The organism is Pseudomonas sp. RW409 (assembly GCF_003184125.1).
Taxonomy (GTDB): domain Bacteria; phylum Pseudomonadota; class Gammaproteobacteria; order Pseudomonadales; family Pseudomonadaceae; genus Aquipseudomonas; species Aquipseudomonas chlororaphis_I.
The window spans coordinates 77,249-97,665 of the sequence record NZ_QHHP01000002.1 but is presented as its reverse complement, the minus strand read 5'-3'; the positions used below and the strand labels follow the sequence as shown (position 1 = coordinate 97,665).

The following is a 20,417-nucleotide window of genomic DNA, read 5'->3' as shown; positions in this document are numbered from 1 at the left end:
CCCCTCGCGCATTTCTATTGATCTGCTGCAAACCTGCGACTAATGGACCATGGATAATGGCTTTTTAGTGGCGCTCAATGCAGAGCAAATAATTAGAAAAACGTGGGGTAATCCAGATGACGCAAGACGGATCTTTGTCGGCTGCCACTGCGCAACCGCTGCCAACAGCCCAAGCCACCCGGCGCTGGTGGGGTCCAGCCCTGCAAAGCGGCGCCTTGCTGCTGGTGTTGTATGCCCTGTCCCAAGGGCTGCTTTCCTTCTATCTTGCCGTGCCGCTGATGCTGCTGATCGTCTGGCTGCCGCGCCTGGCCAGGCCCAAGGCCGCAGCGCCGGCGAGCAGCGTCGACAACGGCGAGATCGCCGCGCTGACTCGCGACCTGTCCTACAGCACCAGCCATAACGCACTGTCGGCCGCCGGCGTGGCCTATTCGGTCCGGCAACTGGCCGGGCGGGTGCAGTCGCAACTGGACTCGGCGGCGCGCATCGTCAGCAGCGCCGAGGCGATGATCCACACCGAGCAACTGGCCGCGCAGCTCAGCCAGCAGGCCCTGAGCGCCGCCAGCGAAGCCCATCGCAGCAGCGCCGAAGGCAGCGTGGTGCTGGGCGAGTCGATCACCCGCATGCACCGCCTCAGCCAAAGCGCCAACGACAGCCGTGAACTGATCGAAGCCTTGAGCCAGCGCAGCGAAGACATCCAGCGGGTGGCGCTGGTGATCCAGTCGATCGCCAGCCAGACCAACCTGCTGGCGCTGAATGCCGCCATCGAGGCGGCGCGGGCCGGGGAGCACGGGCGCGGGTTCGCCGTGGTGGCCGATGAAGTGCGCGGCCTGGCCGGGCGCACGGCCACCGCCACCGACGAGGTCGGGGTGATGGTCGGCGATATCCAGCAGCGCACCGCCCAGGTGGTGGAGCAGATCCGCCAGCTGTCCAGCGACCTGAACACCGGGGTGGAGCAGGTCGAGTCCACCGGCCAGCATTTGCAGAACATCGCCCGGCTGGCGGCCGGGGTGGAAAGCCAGGTCGGCGAGATCGCTAGAGGCGCCGAGACCAATCGCCAGCAACTGGACAGCTTGTTCCATGCCGTGGAGCAGGTGCGCGGCGACCTGGCGGTGAGCGACCAGCAGACCCGCAGCCTGGCCGAGGCGGCGGTGCAGATGGAAGGGCAGGCGGAAATCATCAGCGAACGCCTGGCCGAGGTCGGCCTGGATGACTATCACCAACGCATCTACGACCTGGCCCAGGAAGGCGCGCGGCGCATCGCCGAGCAGTTCGAGGCGGACCTGGACGCCAGCCGCATCAGCCTCGACGACCTGTTCGACCGCAGCTACCAGCCGATCGCCAATACCCAGCCGGTGAAATACCAGACCCGCTTCGACCGCTACGCCGATCAGGTGCTGCCGGCGATCCAGGAGCCGTTGCTGGCGCGTCACGAAGGCCTGGTGTTCGCCATCGCCTGCACGCCCCAGGGCTACGTGCCGACCCACAACCAGGTGTTCTCGCAGCCGCTGACCGGCGATCCGCAGGTGGATACCCTGCACAACCGCACCAAGCGCAAGTTCGAGGACCGCACCGGCATCCGCTGCGGCAGCCACCAGCAGCCACTGTTGCTGCAAACCTATACTCGCGATACCGGCGAGCTGATGCACGATTTGTCGGTGCCGATCAGGGTCAAGGGCCGGCATTGGGGCGGCCTGCGCCTGGGCTACAAGCCGGAGCAGGCTGTCGAGGCCGCGCGCGGCTGAAGCCGGGCAGGGCCGGCCATTGTTACCGGCCCTGCAACGAAGCTGTGCAAGAGATGGCTTTTTCCCAGCATGGGAACTCATTAGTATGGCGACATTGTTAGCTAGCTAACTAGTTGCCAGGAGAAGTCCTCATGCAAAGCAAAGTCGATGTCGCAGTGATGATTGGTAGCGGTGTACCGGCCACCTTTCGCGCGGTCGGGCTGAATGTGTGCTGGGTCGTGCTGGTCAATGGCGAGCGCCGCGGCGCACCGTTCGCCAGCCGGGAGGAAGCCGTGGAATGCCAGGCGTCCTGGCTGGCCCAGCTGGCGCGGGACAAGGCCGGACACCCGCTGTTCAGTCGTTCGGCCTGAGGGCGCAGGCATCCGCGCCTTCAGACCTCGCTGCCGATCACCGCGCTTTCGGCCTGGAACAGTGCCACCTGGGCCATCGACAAGGCGCTGCTGGCGGCCTGCGCCTGGGCCCGGGCGGCGGACAAGGCCTGCATGTGCGCGTCGGTTGTGCGATGCCGGGCGGCGCTTTGCACCATCGCCAGGCGCTCGTTGGCCTTGCGCAGCCGTTGCTGCAATTGCTCGATCTGTTTGCGCAGCAGCCTGATGCGTTTCTTTTTCGCTTCGAGCACGCCGTCGGGAGCAGCGTTGGTCGCCCGGGTGATCGCGGTGCGCAGGTCAAACGGATCGCTCGCCGGGCTTTCGCTGCCCGCCGCGCCTGGCAGGGCGAACTCGGCCAGGGACGGGAGGCGGGCAGGTGGGTTGAGGTCGATCATCATGGCGCTCTTTACAGGAAGGCTCGCCAATATGTCGGTCGGGCGCGGCAATCCTTTACCGCGGGCTCAGAGGTTCAGGGCGCCCTGGTCAACGGCCTGCTTGAGCGCGCGGGCGGCGTCCTTGGCGGCAGCTTCGGCCAGTTCCGCGGTCTTGAACCAACGGTCCTTTTCCACCTGGTGGTAGCGCACGGTGCGCAGCGGTGGCTTGGCGCGCATCACGATCACGGCCTGGAACTCGCCCTCGACGTCCCGGGCTTCGCCATGAATGAAAAACTCGCCTATATCGAATTCCGTCACGTCCGACTTTCCCCTGGAAAATATGCTGGTGAAGCCTGGCCGGTGGCTGGCTTCAAGGTCGCGGCAGTATGGCAGTTGTTGCCCGTCGATGGCTGAGTTAAGTCACGCAAGTGGCTGACCGGCAGGATAAAAGAGGTTTTTTCAGCGATTTGCTCACGCATGGGTTGCTCTGAATACATAAAGTTGCTCTAGAATTGCCCCGGCAGTCAGAGATTGATGTTTACCTGCAGCACTCCCGTCCCATTAAGGGTGACGAAAGGATCGTGAGGTTTTCCGATCGACAGTGAGTGCGCAGCTTTCTCGGCGGGTCGGAACCACTTCTTCTGCGCTTGATGCGGGCCAAACGGTCCGGTAGTCCTTCCGGTTGTCCTGGGGAGGGGCGCACCGGTGTTTGCGCCTACGCGTTGGCGAGTGGTGCTTTTTCGGATTGTTTTCATGTGGAGTCACGGCGCCGGTTCGGCCGCCTTTTTCTGCTGTCCGTCGTTTACGCGGGCAGAGTCATTTTCAGTTTCGGGGATCTTTCCTTGGCAGTCAGTAATCTTGATATGCACGCGTTGTTCGTCCTGGGCGATTTGCGCGCAAAGTTGGTCAAACAGTTCCAGTCACGTTTCGTCTACATCACCGAACAGACGCCGGAAGGCATTTACGTCGCCGAAATCGATACCGAGACGGCCCTGGTCGTGGACGACAAGCCACGCCTGGAGCTCAAGGTCGGCGATCATTTCCGCGCGGCGGTCCTGCCCAGCCGTGAAGGCGGCAAGTTCGAAATCCGTTTTCGCGAGATCAAGCTGACCGTCTACGGCCTGGGCGAATACGCCTTTGTCAGCACCGCCGACGGCCACGCCATCCTGTTCAAGGAAGGCCACAGCGTGGTGACGGTGTTCGCCGCCAACCAGCAGTTGCAGGAAGGCCTGACCAAGACCCTGAAAGCCGTGACCGGCAAGGCCGCCAAGTGGCGCAAGGGTGAACTGGTGAGCTTCAAGGCCAGCGAGTGAGCCGCGCCGAATTCCATCAGCAGCATCTTGCGCGCGCCCGCGCCGAGGCCCAGCGCCTGTTCGAACAGAAAGCCGTGTTGCAAGGCGCCTGGCTGGCCTGGGTGGCTTCGCAGCTGTATGTCCTGAAGCCTGCGGCATACGCCAGCATGGTGCGCCGCGAGTTGCAGCGCCTGCAGGAGCAGGGCGAAAACTGAAGTCCCCGTCGAAAGCAGGAACCTCTACTACAGTCAGATGACTCAATTAGTCAGAGGCTTGCGGTCCCAAACCGCGAGACCATCCTGCAACGCTGTGAACGGCACAAGGGGCACAGGCATGAAAGGACTGCGGACACTGCTGGGCGGCGCGCTGCTCGGCCTGGGTATTTTGCTGGCGCCCGCCGGCGCTTGGGCGGCACCGGCGCCGATTCACTTCGCCGACCTGAACTGGGAAAGCGGCAGCCTGATCACCGATATCCTGCGCACCATCGTCGAGAAGGGTTACGACCTGCCGACCGACACCTTGCCGGGCACCACCATCACCCTGGAAACCGCGCTGGCCAACAACGATATCCAGGTCATCGGCGAAGAGTGGGCCGGACGCAGCCCGGTGTGGGTCAAAGCCGAGGCCGAGGGCAAGGTAGCGGCCCTGGGCGACACGGTGAAGGGCGCGACCGAAGGCTGGTGGGTGCCGGAATACGTGGTCAAGGGCGACCCGGCCAAGGGCATCAAGCCACTGGCGCCGGGCCTGCGCAGCGTCACGGACCTTGCGCGCTACAAGGATGTGTTCAAGGACCCGGAAAGCCCGGGCAAGGGGCGTTTTCTCAATAGCCCCATCGGCTGGACCTCGGAAGTGGTGAACAAGCAGAAGCTCAAGGCCTATGGCCTGACCGACAGCTATGTGAATTTCCGCAGCGGTTCCGGCGCGGCGCTGGACGCCGAGATCACTTCATCGATCCGTCGCGGCCAGCCGGTCCTGTTCTACTACTGGTCGCCGACCCCGTTGCTCGGCCGCTTCAAGCTGATCCAGCTGGAAGAGCCGCCGTTCGATGCCGAGGCCTGGAAAACCCTGACCGATCCCGAGCACCCCAACCCACGCCCCACGCGTTCGCTGGCTTCGAAGCTGTCGATTGGCGTGTCCACGCCGTTCCAGAAGCAGTACCCGCAGATCGCCGAGTTCTTCAGCAAGGTCGATTTGCCGATCGAGGCGCTGAACAAGGCCCTGGCGGAGATGAGCGAAAAGCACACGCCACCCCGGGAGGCGGCGCGGGCGTTTCTCAAGGCGCATCCGCAGGTATGGCGGGCGTGGTTGCCCGGGGATGTGGCGGATAAGGTCAGTGCCAGTCTCGATTGAGAGATTGCGGTGAGAGTGAGATCGCTATCGCGGGCAAGCCTCGCTCCTACAGAAGTTTGCGTAACCCTGTAGGAGCGAGGCTTGCCCGCGATGCTTTTAGAAGCGGCTCTGCACCGCCAGTTCGAAGGTCCGTGGCGTGCCCAGGTAGTAAGCCGGCGAGACATGGGCGAACCTGGCGTAGACCTCGTCGGTCAGGTTGCGCACCCGCCCGGTGATTGCAGTGTGGCTGTCGAGCTTGTAGGTGAGGAAGGTGCCGTACAGGGTGTAGGAGGGCACGGTCAGGGTGTTGGCCGTGTCGGCGTACACCGACGCCACATAACGCGCGTCGAGCCCGGTCTGCCACTGTGGCGCCAGGTCATAGGTCAGCCACAGGTTGCCGACCCGGTCCGGCACGTTGGTCGGGGTATTGCCCTTGCGTGACACCACCACGCCCGCGGCGTTCTTCTCGGTGAACTCGTCGTACTGCGCATCGACCCAGGCGAAGTTGCCCTCGAGCAGCAGCTTCGGGGTGACCCGCAGCGAGCTGGCCACCTCGATGCCCTTGGAGGTCTGCTGGCCCACCGGGATGCTCAGGGTCGGGTCCAGCGGGTCGGTCACCGCGAAGTCCTTGCGCTCGATGCGGTAGGCCGCCAGGGTCGCCGAGCCGCGGCCGTCCAGGTAATCGAACTTGCTGCCCACTTCCCATTGCTTGCCCGTGGAGACATCGAAGTCCTGGGTGCTGTTGTTGGGCTGCTCGGCGGCGGTGCTGTACTGCACATAGACATTGGCACTCGGGAGAAACTGATAGCTCAGGCCGACCCGGCCGGTGACCGGTTCCCAACGGCGCTTGAGGTGTCGTGGATTGCTCGCGGTCACCTGGCGATGGTTGGTCACGTCCAGGTCGATGTCGTCGTAGCGCAGGCCGGTGAGCAGCGCCAGCTGGTCGGTCAGGGCCAGGCGATTCTCGATGAACAGCGCCTGGGTGGTGACCTCGTTGGTCTTGTCGGCGACAAAGCCCTGGCGGGTGCCCGGCAGGTCGTAGAAATGCCCCGGCTGGTAGTCGTTCGGGTCGACGCTGTTGGCCGCCTTGACGTTCAGCGGCGAGTTGGTGGTGCGGTTGACCTTGTACTCGAAGCCGCCGGACCAGGTGCTGTCCAGGCCGAAGATCGAGGTGTCGTGGCGCAGCTCGAACTGGTTGCCGTTCTGCTCGCCCTGGTGCCGCACCTGATAGGCCGTGGAGCGGTTCACCGCGCTGTTGTCGGCGTTGTACTGGTAGGTTTCCAGGTTGCGGTAGTCGCGCTGGCTGTCCAGGTGATAGAGGGTGTTGCGCAGGCTGGTGCTGTCGTTGATCCGGTAGTCGAGGATCGAGCGCATCCAGATCGTGCGCTGCTCGTAGCGGCCGTCCTCGACGTTGTAGTTGTTGAAGCGGTTGTGCTTGTCGATCTTCAGCTCGCCGGCCTTGGGGTTGAGCACCGGGGTGCCCCAGTACGGGCTGTCCTCGTGTTCGTCCTGGTATTCCACGGCCAGGGTGTGGGACAGGTCCGGCGTCAGGTCGCTGAGCAGGGAAAACGCCAGGCTCCAGGCATCGCGTTCCTGGCGGTCGATGTAGCCATTGCTGGTGTTGTGGCTGACGTCGAGGCGGGCGTAGTGCTGCACCTCGTCGCCGGCTTCGCTGAGGGCGTGGTTGAGGCCGAAGGCGGTTTGCGTGGTGTCGTAGCTGCCGTAGCTGACCCGGCCTTCGATGGCCCGTTCCTGGCGGTCGGCCAGCTTGGTCACGTAGTTCAGCGAACCGCCCACGGAGCCGGCGCCGTTGACCAGCGAGGAGGGGCCGCCGAGCAACTCGACTCGGTCATAGATCCACGAATCCACCGGCCGTGCCAGACCGCTGGACACGTTGATGCCGTTGAACATCTGGGTGATCTGGCTGTTGCTGAAACCCCGGTACGAGACGAAGCCGCCGAACCCCGGTGGGGCGCTGGCATTGACCCCGGGCAGGCTGTTGGCGGCGTCCTGGAAGTTCTGCGCGCCGCGCCGCTCGATATCGTTGCGGTTGGCCACCGCCACCGAAGCCGGGGTTTCGCGCAGGCTCAGGCCCAGGCGCGAGGCCATGCCGCTGGACTGGTCGAGGGCCAGGCCGGGTTCGACGGGCTGGTCGCCGTCGATGGTGATCGGTGCCAGGTCGACGCTGGATTGCGCCCAGGCGCTGACGGACAGGCAGCCGCACAGGCTGGCCAGCAGGGGAATGTGTTTCATCGGTAGATCCTGAATTCTTGGCTAGGAAGCAGCCCGGGGTTCAGGGTCCGTACGAAAAGTCGGCGAGCGAAGGTCAGGCGAGCCTGCTTTTAACACAGCATGGCCTGCATAGCGCGAAGGCGCTTAGCGCACAGTGACTTTCCGGACAGACCCTGACGCCGTGCATTGGCACGGGGCGGGCTGATGACAGGGGCAGAAGACTCAGGCGAAGGCGGGCGGCGCGCGCGGGTGGGCCGCGGGCCAGGTGAAGCGGGTGGGAATGTCAGCGGTGGCGCGGGGCGCCAGCGGCGGGCTGTGGTGTTGCGGCAGGATCGCCAGGGTCAGGCTGGAGTTGAACGCCGGGCCCATGCCGCCGGTGGAACACAGCGGGCAACCGAAGGCCTTGGACAGGGTCGGCAGCGTTTCGTCGACCGGGTTGGAGGAGGCCGGCGCCTGGGTGCGCGGGTCCACCGTACAGAACTGGCCGCCGATCCCGTTGAGCTGCTGGCCGACCATTTGCCCGTGGCCGATGCTACAGGCGAATACATTGAACAGGACGCAGCAATAGAGCATCCAGGCAATGAGCGAGCGATCGGTTCGGGCGAATTTCATGGGGCGGCACTTTACCATCGCAGGCGACGAACGTACTTACAAAAACGCGCGAGCGGGTCCATTCTTCAGCAACATTTTTTGCCATGGACGTTTGCATATGAATGTTTTGATCGCGCAATGGATGGCAGGAGCCTTCCTGCTGATCAGCCTGATCCACCTGTACTGGGCCGCCGGTGGCAAGCGCGGCAGCGAGGCGGCGATCCCCCAGGTGCCGGGCAGGACGTCGGGCGAGCTGGAGCCGGCGTTCAAACCCTCGGGGTTCGCCACCTTGCTGGTGGCGGTGGGCCTGCTGCTGATCGCGATGCTGGTGTGCCTGCGGGTGGGCCTGTACCTGCCGACGGTGAGCCACCCGGCGCTGCAATGGGTGATCAGCGCGATGGCCTTGCTGATGTTCGCCCGGGCCATTGGCGATTCGAACCTGGTGGGGTTCTTCAAGGAAGTCAGCGAGTCCAGGTTCGCCCGGCTGGACACCTTGTTCTATTCGCCGCTGTGCGTGGTGCTGGGGGCGGGGTTGCTGGTGGTGGCCTGGAACTGAGTGCCTCCCTATTGTAGGAGCGAGCTTGCTCGCGAAAAAAGCCGGTTCAACGGATTCCCGCAGATGGTCCGCGTCATCGTTGACGTTCATCGCGAGCAAGCTCGCTCCTACAAAGGGCGCGTGTGGCGGGCATCCCTCAACTGCCGCTTTCGCGACGCCGGCTGCTGACCTCCGCCGGCACATCGTCGCCGGCCATGCGCTTGCGGAACAGCGCCGCCCGCGCCAGCAGCAGGGTGGTCACCGGCACGGTGATCGACAGCAGGATCGGAATCAGCCAGGCGTGCAGCACCGGCGCGGATTTCATCCCTGAGAAATACAGGATCGACGCCAGGGCCACGCACCAGGCGCCCAGGGTCGAGGCCAGGGCCGGCGGGTGCATGCGCTGGAAGTAACTCTTCATGCGCACGATGCCGATCGCACCGATCAGGGCGAAGGCGCTGCTGAGCACCAGCAGGATCGCCACCGGTACCTCGATCCACCACGACAGTTCACTGACGGCATTCATTCGATCACCTCGCCACGCAGGAGGAATTTGGCCAGGGCGAAGGAGCCGACGAAGCCGAACAGGGCGATCAGCAGCGCCGCCTCGAAGTAGGTGTCGCTGGCATAACGGATGCCCAGCACCAGCATCATCAGCATCGCCAGGATGTACAGGTAGTCCAGGGCCAGGACCCGGTCCTGGGCCGAGGGGCCCTTGAACAGCCGGACCAGGGTCAGGACCATGGCCACGGAAAACAGGAACAGGCTGAGCAGGATCGCGTTCGTGAGCAGGGCACTCATTCGAAGATCTCCATCAACGGACGCTCGTAGGTCGTCTTGAAGTGCTGGATGAAAGCCGCTTCGTCGTCCAGGTCGAACACATGCAGCAGCAGGATGCTGCGGTCCAGGGACAGCTCGGACCACACCGTGCCCGGCACCACCGTGGTGATGGTCGAGAGCGCGGCCAGGCCGTTGGCGTCGCGCAGGTCCAGGGGGATCTTGACGAAGCGCGAGCGCGGCGGGCGGCGTCCGGCGTTGAGCACGCCCCAGGCCACGGCCAGGTTCGACAGCAGCACATCGCGGCCGACCAGCAGGAACAGGCGCAGGATGGTCGCGGGGCGGCGGATACGGATCGGCAGCGGGCGCAACGGCCGCATCATCAACGGCGCGCAGAAGCCCAGGAGCGCGCCGAGCAGCAGGTTGCCGGGGCTGACGGACAGGTTCAGCACCAGCCACAGCAGCCACAGCGCCAGGGACAACCAGGGCGCGGGGAACAGGCGCTTCATGGCTGCACCTCCTGCAACGCCGCCTGGGCCTCGGGGCTGGGGACCGCCCGGGTGCCGAGCACGGCCATCACATATTGCTGCGGGTCGTTGAGGCTGTCGGCGGCGGCCTGGGTAAAGCGCAGCAGCGGCTCGGCCTTGACGGTCAGCAGCATGCACAGCCCTAGCAGGGCGATGATCGGAACGCACTCGAAGCGCCGCAGCAGCGGCGACGGCCGTTCTTCCGGGCTCCAGAAGCGCTGGATGCCCAGGCGCGAAAAGGCGATCAGCGACGCCAGGCCGGAGAGGATCAGCAAGGCCAGCAGGCCCCAGGCGGCGCCGGACAGCGGCGCATCGCTGGCCTGGCCCAGCCCGGCGGGGTTGAGCAGGGCGCCGATCAGGCTCAGCTTGCCGATGAAACCCGACAGCGGCGGCATGCCGATGATCAGCAGCGCACAGGCAATGAAGCTCAGGCCGAGGAAGGCCATGGTCCAGGGAATCACCTGGCCGACCACGGCTTTGCGCTCGTCGTCGAGGTTGGTGCCCGGTGGCGGTTGCAGCGACTCCAGGGGCCGGGGCAGGGCTTCGGTCTCGTCGTCCAGGGGGATTTCGTTGGCCGAGCGCGAGCGCTCGATCAGCTCCGCCAGGAGGAACAGCGCGCTCAGGGCCAGGGTCGAGCTGACCAGGTAGAACAGCGCGCCGGCGATCAGCCTGGGCTGGGCGAAGCCAATCGCTGCCAGGAGGATCCCGGCCGAGACCAGGATGCTCAGGCTGGCCATGCGTTCCAGGCGCTGCGCGGCGAGGATCGCCAGGGCCGCGCAGGCGATGGTCGCCATGCCGCCGTAGATCAGCCAGTCGCCACCGAAGTAGGCCGAGGCCCCGGCCTGCCCGGAGAACAGCAGGGTCCACAGGCGCAGCAGGGTGTAGACGCCGACCTTGGTCATGATCGCGAACATCGCCGCCACCGGCGCGCTGGCCGCGGAGTAGGCCGGCACCAGCCAGAAGTTCAGCGGCCAGATGCCGGCCTTGGCCAGGAACGCGGTGGCGAGGATCGCCGCGCCGGCGTGCAGCAGGCCGCGGTCGGCTTCCGGCACCAGCGGGATCTTCAGCGCCAGGTCGGCCATGTTCAGGGTGCCGGTGACGCCGTAGATCAGCGCCGCGCCGATCAGGAACAGCGACGAGGCCAGCAGGTTGATCGCCACGTAGTGCAGGCCGGCGGACACCCGCGCGCGGCCGGAGCCGTGGAGCATCAGGCCGTAGGAGGCGGCCAGCAGCACTTCGAAGAACACGAACAGGTTGAACAGGTCGGCGGTCAGGAAGGCGCCGTACAGGCCCATCAGCTGGATCTGGAACAACGCGTGGAAGCTGGCCCCGGCGCGGTCCCAGCGAGCCATGGCGAACAGCAGGGCGCTGACGCCGATGATCCCGGTGAGTACCAGCATCAGCGCCGACAGGCGATCGACCACCAGCACGATGCCGAACGGCACCTGCCAGTTGCCCGGCAGGTACACGCCGACGGAGCCGGGCACGCCGGTCTGCTGGGTCCAGACCAGCAACAACACGGAGATGCCCAGGCCGAGCATGCTGGAGAACAGGTTGATCTTGGCTTTGAGCGGGCGATGTTTCTCGCCGAGCATCAGCATCACCGCGGCGGTCAGCAGCGGCAGCAGGATAGGCGCGACGATCAGGTGCGGCATCAGGCTCATTCCTTGGGCTCCCGGCCATCCACATGGTCGGTGCCGGTCAGGCCCCTGGACGCCAGCAGCACCACCAGGAACAGCGCGGTCATGGCGAAGCTGATGACGATCGCCGTGAGCACCAGCGCCTGGGGCAGCGGGTCGGTGTAGTGCAGCAGGTCCTGGGGCACGCCGTCCTTGATGATCGGCTCCTTGCCGATGAACAGGCTGCCCATGCTGAAGATGAACAGGTTGACCCCGTAGGACAGCAGGCACAGGCCCATCACCACCTGGAAGGTCCGTGGCCGCAGCACCAGCCAGACGCCGGAGGCCGCCAGCACACCAATGGCAATTGCAATGACTTCTTCCATCAGGCAGTGGCTCCTGTCTTGGCAAGGGATTTGGACGGGCTCGGCTTGTGCGCCCGCACCGACTGGTGCGCCAGCGCGGTGAGGATCAGCAGGGTCGAGCCGACCACCACGGCATACACGCCGATGTCGAAGAACAGCGCGCTGGCGATATGGATATCACCGAGCAGCGGCAGGTCCAGGTGCAGGGTGTGGGTGGTCAGGAACGGGTAGCCGAACGCCAGGGCGCCGAGCCCGGTCAGGGTGGCGAACAGCAGGCCGGTGCCCATCCAGCGCAGCGGTCGCAGGCTCATCTGGGCCTCGACCCACTGGGTGCCGGCGACCATGTATTGCAGGATGAACGCCACCGACATCACCAGGCCGGCGACGAAACCGCCGCCCGGCAGGTTGTGGCCGCGCATGAACAGGTAGAACGACACCACCAGGGCGATCGGCAGCAGCAGGCGCACCAGCACCGCCGGCACCATCATGAAGCCCAGGGCGGTGTCGCTGGCCTGGCGCGGGTTGACCAGGTCGGTGACCACGTCGGGCGCCAGCAGGCGCTGCTGGGCTGGCAGCTGCATGCTTTCCTTCGGTGGGCGGAAGCGTCGCAGCAGGGCGAATACGGTCAGGGCCACGGCCGCCAGCACGGTGATCTCGCCCAGGGTGTCGAAGCCGCGGAAGTCCACCAGCATCACGTTTACCACATTGCTGCCACCGCCTTCCGGCAGGGCGCGGCTGAGGTAGAACGAAGAAATGTCGTTGGGGGTCTGGCGGGTCAGCATGGCGTAGGACAGCACGGCCATGCCCAGGCCGACGGCGATCGACAGCAGCAGGTCGCGCAGGCGGCGGGCACGGGCCTTGGGCACGCTGCTCGGCAGTGGCGAGACGTCCTCGATCCGCCGTGGCAGCCAGCGCAGGCCGAGCAGGATCAGCACTGTGGTCACCACTTCCACCACCAGCTGGGTTAGGGCCAGGTCCGGCGCGGAGAACCAGACGAAGGTCACGCAGGTCATCAGGCCGCAGACGCTGACCATGGTCAGGGCCGCCAGGCGGTGGTACTTGGCTTGCCAGGCGGCGCCCAGGGCGCAGGCGATGGCCAGCAGCCAGAGGGTGACGAAGACGATGGAGCCCGGGATCTTCGGCCGGTCGCCCCAGCTCAGGCTGCTGTAGAGCATCGGGATCAGGCCGGCCAGCACCGCCACCAGCACCAGCAGGAACAGCTGGGTCTGCAGGCGCTTGGTGCTGATGTGCCGCTCCAGGCGCCGGGCCAGGCGCATCATGCTCACCAGGCTGCGCTCGAACAGGCGCTTGCCGTTGAAGCGGCCAATGAGCGGTGGGTAGGCGAAGTGGCCGCGCACCAGCGGGGCGCGCAGCAGCAGGTAGAGCACGATGCCAGCGGACATGGCGATCAGGCTCATGATGATCGGCGCATTCAGGCCGTGCCAGATCGCCAGGCTGTACTCCGGCAGGGTGCCGCCGACCACTGGCTGGGCGGCCGCGGCCAGCAGCGGGCCGACCATCTGCGCCGGGAAGATCCCCACCAGCAGGCAGGTGAACACCAGCAGCTCCACCGGCGCGCGCATCCAGCGCGGTGGCTCGTGGGGCGTATGCGGCAGGTCTTCGGCCGGTTTACCGAAGAACACATCCACGGTGAAGCGCAGGGAGTAGGCGACGCTGAAGGTCCCGGCGATGGTGGCGATCACCGGCAGGGCGGCCTCGACCCAGGCGGTGGAATTGATGAACACCGTCTCGGCGAAGAACATCTCTTTTGACAGGAAACCGTTGAGCAGCGGCACGCCGGCCATGGAGGCGCTGGCGACCATGGCCAGGGTCGCGGTGAACGGCATCAGCTTGATCAGGCCGTTGAGCTTGCGGATGTCGCGGGTGCCGCTTTCGTGGTCGATGATGCCGGCGGCCATGAACAGCGAGGCCTTGAAGGTGGCGTGGTTGAGGATATGGAACACCGCGGCCACCGCGGCCAGCGGGCTGTTCAGGCCCAGCAGCAGGGTGATCAGGCCCAGGTGGCTGATGGTCGAGTAGGCCAGCAGGCCCTTGAGGTCGTTCTGGAACATCGCGCAGTAGGCGCCCAGCACCAGGGTCGCGGCACCGGCGCCGCCGACGATCCAGAACCATTCTTCGCTGCCGGACAGCGACGGCCAGAGGCGGGCAAGGAGGAAGACCCCGGCCTTGACCATGGTCGCCGAGTGCAGGTAGGCCGAGACCGGTGTCGGCGCGGCCATGGCGTGGGGTAGCCAGAAGTGGAAGGGGAACTGCGCGCTTTTGCTGAGGGCGCCGATCAGGATCAGGGGCAGGAGGATGGGGTAGAGGGCGTGGGCTCGGATGAGATCTCCGGCAGCCAGGACCTGGTCCAGGTCGTAGCTGCCGACCACATGGCCGAGCAGCATGACCCCCGCCAGCAGGCACAAGCCCCCCGCGCCGGTGACCATCAGCGCCATGTAGGCGCCGCGCCGGGCATCGGAGCGGTGGTGCCAGTAGCCGATCAACAGGAAGGAGAACAGGCTGGTCAGTTCCCAGAAGAACACGATCTGGATCAGGTTGCCGGAAATCACCAGGCCGAGCATGGCGCCCATGAAGGCCAGGAAAAACGCGAAGAAGCGCGGCACCGGGTCTTCCGGCGACATGTAGTAGCGCGCGTAGAGCGACACCAGGGTGCCGATGGCCAGCACCAGCATGGAGAATAGCCAGGCGAAGCCGTCCATGCGCAGGACGAAGTTCAGGCCGAGGCTGGGCAGCCAGTTGAATTCTTCACGGATCACGCCGCCATGGGCGATCTGCGGGTACATCGAGGCCACCGCCACGGTACCGGCCAAGGCGACCAGGCCGGCCAGCAGGGACTCGGTGTTACGCGCGTTGTGCGGCAGCAGGGCCGCCAGACAGCTGCCGATAAAAGGCAGAAGCAGTAGAACTATCAGGGACATAGGCTTCTAATCTGCGGGAAATTGTGATGCATCATACGTGCCGACTCTGTGATCACCAACCTTGAAGCTGTGGCAGGATCCTACAAAACCCCTTCGAACGGCGTTCAAGACAGGGAACGAAAAGCCAGCCGGCACCAAAGTCATGGCAGTTTGCCCAGCATGAATGACAACAAAGCGCTGCGCGCGGTGCTATGGTCGCGCCCCTTGGCAACGGACCCGCTTGAACGGAAGCAGACAGGCCCTTTATGACCCTCGGAACCTTTACCCGCAAAACCCTCGCCAGCCTGCTGCTGATGGCCTTCGGCGGCTGGATTGTCTGGCTGTGGCTGACCCTGGCCGGGCCCACTGCCGGCATGAGCCGCTTCAAGACCCTGGAGCCCTTGTCGATCGAAGGGCCAGCGGCGGCGGCCTTGCCCGCCGGCACGGTGCTCTATTACGACACCGGCTTTGCCGAGGGCCATAGCCGCTACCTGGCGTACTTCTATCACAAGGGCGTCATCGCTCAGGAAGCCTTGCCCAAGGCCTTCTGGCCGGGGCAGGAGCGGATCAGCCCCCTGTGGTTATGGAATGTCGATGCCGAGCAGGCCCCGGCTCAAACCATGACGCGAGAAGACATTGTTGCTGCCGTAAAGGCTGGCCAGCTGTCCCGGCAGGAACTGGCGGCCATTGTCGAGTCGTTGCCGCGCTGACTCAGCGTTGCGAATCCGCCGTCTCATCCAGCCGATCCGCCTCGACCACCTCGCTACTCTTACCCTTGGTCTTCAACTCGCTGACGATCACCGCCGCGACGATCAGCGCGCCGCCCAGCAGGGCCAGGGCCGGCAGGCGCTCGCCGGCGATGCGCCCGACCAGCCCGGCCCACACCGGTTCGCCGGCGTAGATCAGGGTGGCGCGGGTCGGCGAGACGCTTTTCTGCGCCCAGTTCATCGCCACCTGGATCGCCGCGCTGGCGGCGCCCAGGCCCAGGGCACTGGCCAGCAGCAGCCAGGAAAAGTCCGGGATGGCTTCCTGGGTCGGCACCACCATCAGGAACGACAGCACCGAGGTGGCAGCCAGTTGTACTACGGTGACCCGGCGCACATCGACCTGGCCGGCGTAGGTGCTGATCAGGATGATTTCCGCGGCGATGGCCACGGTGCTGATCAGGGTGGCGATTTCGCCCGGGCTGAAGTCCAGCGCGGCGCCGCTCGGCCCTGAGAGCAGCATCAGGCCGGTGAAGGCCAGCATGATGCCGATGCTCGGCATCAGCCCCGGGCGCTTGCCCATGAACAGCCATTGCAGCAGCGGCACGAAGGGCACGTACAGCGCGGTGATAAAGGCCGACTGGCTGCTGGGAATGCTTTGCAGGCCCACGGTCTGCAGGCCGTAGCCGAGCATGATGGCGGTGCCGATGAAGACCCCGGCCTTGAGTTCGAACAGGGTCAGCCCGCGCAGGCTGCGCAGGGAGAACAGCCCGACGATGCAGGCCGCCGCGGCGAACCGCAGGCCGACGAAGAACATCGGGCCGCTGACGGTCATGGCGTGCTGCACGGTGAGAAAGGTCCCGCCCCAGACCATGGTGATCAGCACCAGCACGCACTCGGCTTTGCTCAGTTTGAGGAAGAAGGAGGAAGGTTTGGAGGAGTTCACCGACGTCATGCCCTTGCGCGCTACCCGGGGCGGCCGCACAATGCGCCGCGAAGTTGGGCAGTATACTGCGCAAATCCATACAGTGAGCAATATAGTGCACAAAGATCCTGGGCAGCGCGCATCCGTGCTGCAGCATGTCAGTCACAACGTCCGGCGCCTGCGCCACGCCGCCGAGCTGAGCCAGAGCGCCCTGGCGGAAAGGTCCGGGGTCAGCCGACGGATGCTGGTGGCCATCGAGGCCGGTGAGAAGAATGTCAGCCTCAGCACCCTGGACCGGGTGGCCGAGGCCCTGGACGTGGCCTTCAGCGACCTGATCCAGGCCCCCGATGCCCGCGACCCGAGCCGCATCAACGAGCTGGCCTGGGCCGGGCTGCTTCCCGGGAGCAAGGCGGTGCTGCTGGCCAAGGCCAACGCCTGCCGCGAAGTGGAGCTGTGGGAGTGGCGCCTGGAACCGGGTGAGCAATACCTGTCGGAGCCGGACGCCGAAGGCTGGAGCGAGCAGCTGTATGTCTGCGAGGGCTGCCTGACCCTGGTCCTGGGCGAGCAGGAGCGGCGCCTGGACAGCGGCGAGTTCTTCATGTTCGCCAGCAACCTGCCACATGCCTATCGCAACGATGGGACGGTGGCGGTGCGTTTCGTGCGCAACGTGGTGATCTGAGCACTGTTGCCTGGGCAACAGTGCTTGAACATTTTGCCTGTTTTAAGTTGATTCTATTTCTTATGAGTTCGATTCAACTTACTGATTCATAAGCTTTATAGGCTTCGGCACGACTCCTGCAATCTCCCGGTCAGAACGGATCTTCCGCATTCGACAGGACCTGGAGTCGGCCATGACAGCCACCGCTCAACCCACCCGAACCGCCCACATCATCCGCTCCGATGCCGAGGCAATCGCCGTCGCCCGGACCCTGGCCGAACGTTTCGCCGTCGAGGCCAGCGTGCGCGATCGCGAGCGGCGCCTGCCGTTCGCCGAGCTCGACGAGTTCTCCGCCAGCGGCCTGTGGGGCATCACCATTCCCAAGGCCTACGGCGGCGCCGGGGTGTCCTACGTGACGGTGGCGGAGGTGATCAAGATCATTTCCGCCGCCGACTCGTCCCTCGGCCAGCTGCCGCAGAACCACCTGGGCGTGCTCGACATCCTGCTGCAGACCGCCAGCGAAGCGCAGAAGCGCTACTACTTCGCCAAGGTGCTGCAGGGGTATCGCTTCGGCAACGCGTTCTCCGAAGCCGGCAGCAAGCACGCAGGCGCCTTCGAGACCCGCATCCGCTTCAACGCCGACGGCGCGCGGATCGACGGCGAGAAGTTCTACTGCACCGGTGCCTTGTTCGCCCATATCGTGCCGGCGGTGGCGGTCGACGAAGAGAACAAGGCGTTCATCGCTTTTATCGAACGGGATAACCCCGGCCTGACGGTGATCGACAGCTGGGACGGTTTCGGCCAGCGCACCACCGCCAGCGGCGGCGTCACCCTCGAGGCGGTGCAGGTGCCGCTGAGCGCGGTGATCCCGGCCCATCGCGCGTTCGACCAGCCCACCGCCGACGGGCCGATCTCGCAGATCATCCAGGCGGCGGTGGACACCGGCCTGGCAGTCGGCGCCCTGGAAGAGGCCAAGCGCCACGCCCGCCAGTCGCGGCCCTGGATCGACAGCGGCCAGGACCATGGCTGGCAGGACCCGTTCACTATCGCCGCCATTGGCGACCTGGAATGGCGGGTCCACGGCAGCGAAGCGATCCTGGAAAAAGCCGGCCTGGCCATCGACCAGGCCTTGCGCGAGCCCAACGAAGACACCGTGGCCCAGGCCTCGGTGGTGGTGGCGCAAGCCAAGGTGCTGTCGACGGAAAGCGCCTTGCTCGCCAGCAGCAAGCTGTTCGAGCTGGCCGGCACCCGCTCGGTGCTCGGCAAGTACAACCTCGACCGCTACTGGCGCAACGCGCGGACCCACACCCTGCATGACCCGGCGCGCTGGAAATACCACCTGATCGGCAACTTCCTGCTCAACGGCGTCAAGCCGGCACGCCACGCCTGGAACTGAGGAATCGCCCATGAACGCATTGAGCCAAGCCACCACCCAGCAAAAACACTCCGATGCAGAGCATGAGCCAAGCCATGGCGACCTGAGTCGCGCCCGCGAACTGCTGCAATCGACCCTCACCTTTGTCCGTGAACAGGCCAGGCCCTGGCCCGGCAGCGGCCTGGCCAGGGCCAGCGACGACCCTTATGTGATCAGCCGCTTTGGCGACCTGCTGATCCGGATCGAAGTCGCCGCCGCCTTGCAGGAGCGGGCGCAGGCCTTGCTCGCCAGGGAACAGGATGTCGCCGAGGTCGGGGTGGCCCAGGCCGAGGCGGCCATCGCCAGCCGCGAGGCCTTGCTCGCGGTGAGCCACGCCGAGTTCGAGTTGACCGGCCAGCGCAGTCCGCTGCCCGCCGCGCTGGATGAGCCGTTGCGCTGGAAATACCCGTTGATCGGCAACTACCGCCTCAACGGCGTGGTGCCGCCCAGTTTCAGGAGTGCGGTTTGATGTCCCGTGAAATCCGTCTCAACGCCTTCGACATGAACTGTGTCGGCCACCAGTCGCCGGGCCTGTGGGCCCACCCCCGGGACCGCTCCTGGCAGTACAAGGACCTCGAATACTGGACCGACCTGGCGCGGATCCTCGAGCGCGGCAAGTTCGACGGCCTGTTCATTGCCGATGTGCTGGGCATCTATGACGTCTACCAGGGCAACGGTGAGACGGCGATCCGCCAGGCGGCCCAGGTGCCGGTGAACGACCCGCTGCAACTGATCCCGCCCATGGCCCTGGTCACCGAACACCTGGGCTTCGGCCTGACCGCCTCCTTGTCGTTCGAGCATCCCTATCCCTTCGCCCGGCGCCTATCGACCCTCGATCACCTGACCAAGGGCCGGGCCGGCTGGAACATCGTCACTTCCTACCTGGAAAGCGGGGCGAAGAACCTCGGGCAGAAAGCCCAGACCGAGCACGACGCCCGCTACGACTACGCCGAGGAATATCTGGAGGTTTGCTACAAGCTCTGGGAAGGCAGCTGGGAAGAGGGCGCGGTGCTGCGCGACCGGGAACGACGGATCTTCAGCGACCCGAGCAAGATCCATGAGATCCAGCACTTCGGCCAACACTTCCAGGTGCCGGGCATCCACCTCTGCGAGCCTTCGCCGCAACGCACCCCGGTGCTTTACCAGGCCGGCGCGTCGAGCCGTGGCAAGCAGTTCGCTGCCGAGCAGGCCGAGTGCGTGTTTGTCGCCGCGCCATCCAAGGTGCTGCTGAAAAAGACCGTGGCCGATATCCGTCGCCGCGCCGCCGAGGCCGGGCGCGATCCGGCGAAGATCCTGATCTTCAACCTGCAGACGGTGATCCTCGGCGAGACCGACGCCAAGGCCAGGGCCAAGTTCGAGGAGTACAAGTCCTGGGTCAGCTACGAGGGCGCCATGGCGCTGATTTCCGGCTGGACCGGCATCGACTTCAGCCAGTTCAAGCCCGATGAGCCGCTCAAGCATGTGCACACCAACGCCATCCAGTCGGCGGTGGAAGCCTTCTCTACGGCCGACCCGAACAAGGTCTGGACGCCCCATGAGCTGGCGGACTGGGTCGGCATCGGCGGCTTCGGCCCGCTGTTCGTCGGCAGCCCGGAAACCGTGGCCGACCTGCTCCAGGAGTGGGTCGAGGACACCGATGTGGACGGCTTCAACCTGGCCTATGCGCTGACCCACGAAACCTTTGTCGACGCCGTCGAACTGCTGGTCCCCGAGCTGCAGAAGCGCGGCGTGTACAAGACCGAATACGCCCCCGGCACCTTGCGCGAGAAGCTGTTCGGCGCCGGGCCGCGCTTGCCGGAGAGTCATCCGGGCAGCGCTTATCGCGACCTGGCGGCCTTGCATCGCCAGGAGCAGCAGGTGGCCTCCATCCGGATACCGTCCCTGTAGCCGCTGCCGAAGGCTGCGATAGGTCCGGAGGACCTCCGGCGTGAGTGCAATCGCCGCGACCGTTCCGGTCGATCGCAGCCTGCGGCAGCGGCTACAGGTGCAGTGCAAACCAAAAAACCAGCCAGCGGACCACCGCACGCTTTTGCCCAAGGAACGAGGT

General features: G+C 65.5%; 21 protein-coding genes and 1 pseudogene. 11 read left to right on the top strand and 11 right to left on the bottom strand.

From position 1 onward, the window contains the following. The first annotated feature begins 116 nt into the window (after window positions 1–116). A complete protein-coding gene (locus DK261_RS00565) occupies window positions 117–1,742 on the top strand; it encodes a methyl-accepting chemotaxis protein (protein ID WP_110175153.1) in 1,626 nt (541 codons plus the stop codon). Between the two features lie 131 nt (window positions 1,743–1,873). Continuing rightward, entirely contained in the window at window positions 1,874–2,092 is a 219-nt protein-coding gene (locus DK261_RS00560) for a hypothetical protein (protein WP_009048476.1), read from the top strand. Between the two features lie 20 nt (window positions 2,093–2,112). Here DK261_RS00560 and DK261_RS00555 read toward each other — a convergent pair whose 3' ends face one another. Further along, window positions 2,113–2,505 (bottom strand): hypothetical protein, encoded by a 393-nt coding sequence (locus DK261_RS00555; protein ID WP_028682674.1) that lies wholly within the window; start codon window positions 2,503–2,505, stop codon window positions 2,113–2,115. Window positions 2,506–2,571: 66 nt separating this feature from the next. Beyond that, window positions 2,572–2,802: a hypothetical protein gene (locus DK261_RS00550; protein ID WP_016701793.1), complete on the bottom strand. Its 231-nt coding sequence runs from the start codon at window positions 2,800–2,802 to the stop codon at window positions 2,572–2,574. A 545-nt stretch (window positions 2,803–3,347) separates the two neighbouring features. On the opposite strand from DK261_RS00550, the gene DK261_RS00545 reads away from it, so the two are divergent. The 3 genes from DK261_RS00545 (at window position 3,348) to DK261_RS00535 (ending at window position 5,126) form a co-directional block, all read left to right on the top strand. Then, window positions 3,348–3,797, top strand: a complete 450-nt coding sequence (locus DK261_RS00545) for a hypothetical protein (protein WP_031286381.1) — start codon at window positions 3,348–3,350, stop codon at window positions 3,795–3,797. Continuing rightward, entirely contained in the window at window positions 3,794–3,991 is a 198-nt protein-coding gene (locus DK261_RS00540; RefSeq protein WP_038579802.1) for a hypothetical protein, read from the top strand. Before DK261_RS00545 ends, DK261_RS00540 begins: the two co-directional genes overlap by 4 nt. 118 nt (window positions 3,992–4,109) lie before the next feature. Further along, on the top strand, window positions 4,110–5,126 hold the full coding sequence (locus DK261_RS00535) for an ABC transporter substrate-binding protein (RefSeq protein ID WP_063429943.1): 1,017 nt from the start codon (window positions 4,110–4,112) through the stop codon (window positions 5,124–5,126). A 96-nt stretch (window positions 5,127–5,222) separates the two neighbouring features. Here DK261_RS00535 and DK261_RS00530 read toward each other — a convergent pair whose 3' ends face one another. Both DK261_RS00530 and DK261_RS00525 read right to left on the bottom strand, forming a co-directional pair. Further along, complete coding sequence (locus DK261_RS00530) at window positions 5,223–7,358, bottom strand: TonB-dependent siderophore receptor (RefSeq protein ID WP_110175152.1); 2,136 nt, start codon at window positions 7,356–7,358, stop codon at window positions 5,223–5,225. Window positions 7,359–7,559: 201 nt separating this feature from the next. Further along, entirely contained in the window at window positions 7,560–7,949 is a 390-nt protein-coding gene (locus DK261_RS00525; RefSeq protein ID WP_110175151.1) for a DUF2946 domain-containing protein, read from the bottom strand. 97 nt (window positions 7,950–8,046) lie between these two features. Between DK261_RS00525 and DK261_RS00520 the strand changes: the two genes are divergently transcribed. After that, window positions 8,047–8,484: a DUF3995 domain-containing protein gene (locus DK261_RS00520; RefSeq protein WP_110175150.1), complete on the top strand. Its 438-nt coding sequence runs from the start codon at window positions 8,047–8,049 to the stop codon at window positions 8,482–8,484. Between the two features lie 136 nt (window positions 8,485–8,620). Here the strand turns inward: DK261_RS00520 and DK261_RS00515 are convergent, their stop codons facing one another. From DK261_RS00515 to DK261_RS00490, 6 genes are read right to left on the bottom strand one after another with little or no spacing between them, the layout of a single operon-like run. Further along, the gene (locus DK261_RS00515) at window positions 8,621–8,989 is read right to left on the bottom strand and encodes a Na+/H+ antiporter subunit G (protein WP_063429946.1); all 369 of its coding nucleotides are present in this window, start codon (window positions 8,987–8,989) and stop codon (window positions 8,621–8,623) included. Then, a complete protein-coding gene (locus DK261_RS00510; RefSeq protein ID WP_009048485.1) occupies window positions 8,986–9,264 on the bottom strand; it encodes a K+/H+ antiporter subunit F in 279 nt (92 codons plus the stop codon). Before DK261_RS00510 ends, DK261_RS00515 begins: the two co-directional genes overlap by 4 nt. Then, window positions 9,261–9,749: a Na+/H+ antiporter subunit E gene (locus DK261_RS00505; protein ID WP_009048486.1), complete on the bottom strand. Its 489-nt coding sequence runs from the start codon at window positions 9,747–9,749 to the stop codon at window positions 9,261–9,263. Before DK261_RS00505 ends, DK261_RS00510 begins: the two co-directional genes overlap by 4 nt. Further along, window positions 9,746–11,431 carry a monovalent cation/H+ antiporter subunit D gene (locus DK261_RS00500; RefSeq protein WP_110175149.1) on the bottom strand — a complete coding sequence of 562 codons (1,686 nt, stop codon included), beginning with the start codon at window positions 11,429–11,431 and terminating at the stop codon, window positions 9,746–9,748. Before DK261_RS00500 ends, DK261_RS00505 begins: the two co-directional genes overlap by 4 nt. Next, window positions 11,428–11,772 (bottom strand): Na+/H+ antiporter subunit C, encoded by a 345-nt coding sequence (locus tag DK261_RS00495; protein ID WP_003202835.1) that lies wholly within the window; start codon window positions 11,770–11,772, stop codon window positions 11,428–11,430. Before DK261_RS00495 ends, DK261_RS00500 begins: the two co-directional genes overlap by 4 nt. Then, window positions 11,772–14,690 (bottom strand): monovalent cation/H+ antiporter subunit A, encoded by a 2,919-nt coding sequence (locus tag DK261_RS00490; RefSeq protein WP_009048488.1) that lies wholly within the window; start codon window positions 14,688–14,690, stop codon window positions 11,772–11,774. Before DK261_RS00490 ends, DK261_RS00495 begins: the two co-directional genes overlap by 1 nt. 245 nt (window positions 14,691–14,935) lie before the next feature. Between DK261_RS00490 and DK261_RS00485 the strand changes: the two genes are divergently transcribed. Continuing rightward, complete coding sequence (locus DK261_RS00485) at window positions 14,936–15,379, top strand: hypothetical protein (protein WP_103331374.1); 444 nt, start codon at window positions 14,936–14,938, stop codon at window positions 15,377–15,379. Window position 15,380: 1 nt separating this feature from the next. Here DK261_RS00485 and DK261_RS00480 read toward each other — a convergent pair. Continuing rightward, a pseudogene (locus DK261_RS00480) lies at window positions 15,381–16,398 on the bottom strand (DMT family transporter). Between the two features lie 15 nt (window positions 16,399–16,413). Here DK261_RS00480 and DK261_RS00475 point away from each other — a divergent pair. The 4 genes from DK261_RS00475 to DK261_RS00460 all read left to right on the top strand — a co-directional run bounded on the left by DK261_RS00475 (window position 16,414) and on the right by DK261_RS00460 (window position 20,257). Next, entirely contained in the window at window positions 16,414–16,977 is a 564-nt protein-coding gene (locus DK261_RS00475; RefSeq protein WP_103331379.1) for a helix-turn-helix domain-containing protein, read from the top strand. A gap of 172 nt (window positions 16,978–17,149) precedes the next feature. After that, window positions 17,150–18,352 carry an SfnB family sulfur acquisition oxidoreductase gene (locus DK261_RS00470; RefSeq protein WP_110175148.1) on the top strand — a complete coding sequence of 401 codons (1,203 nt, stop codon included), beginning with the start codon at window positions 17,150–17,152 and terminating at the stop codon, window positions 18,350–18,352. A 10-nt stretch (window positions 18,353–18,362) separates the two neighbouring features. Further along, the gene (locus DK261_RS00465) at window positions 18,363–18,839 is read left to right on the top strand and encodes an acyl-CoA dehydrogenase (RefSeq protein ID WP_028682683.1); all 477 of its coding nucleotides are present in this window, start codon (window positions 18,363–18,365) and stop codon (window positions 18,837–18,839) included. Beyond that, entirely contained in the window at window positions 18,839–20,257 is a 1,419-nt protein-coding gene (locus DK261_RS00460) for an LLM class flavin-dependent oxidoreductase (protein ID WP_009048494.1), read from the top strand. Before DK261_RS00465 ends, DK261_RS00460 begins: the two co-directional genes overlap by 1 nt. The last annotated feature ends 160 nt before the right edge of the window (window positions 20,258–20,417 follow it).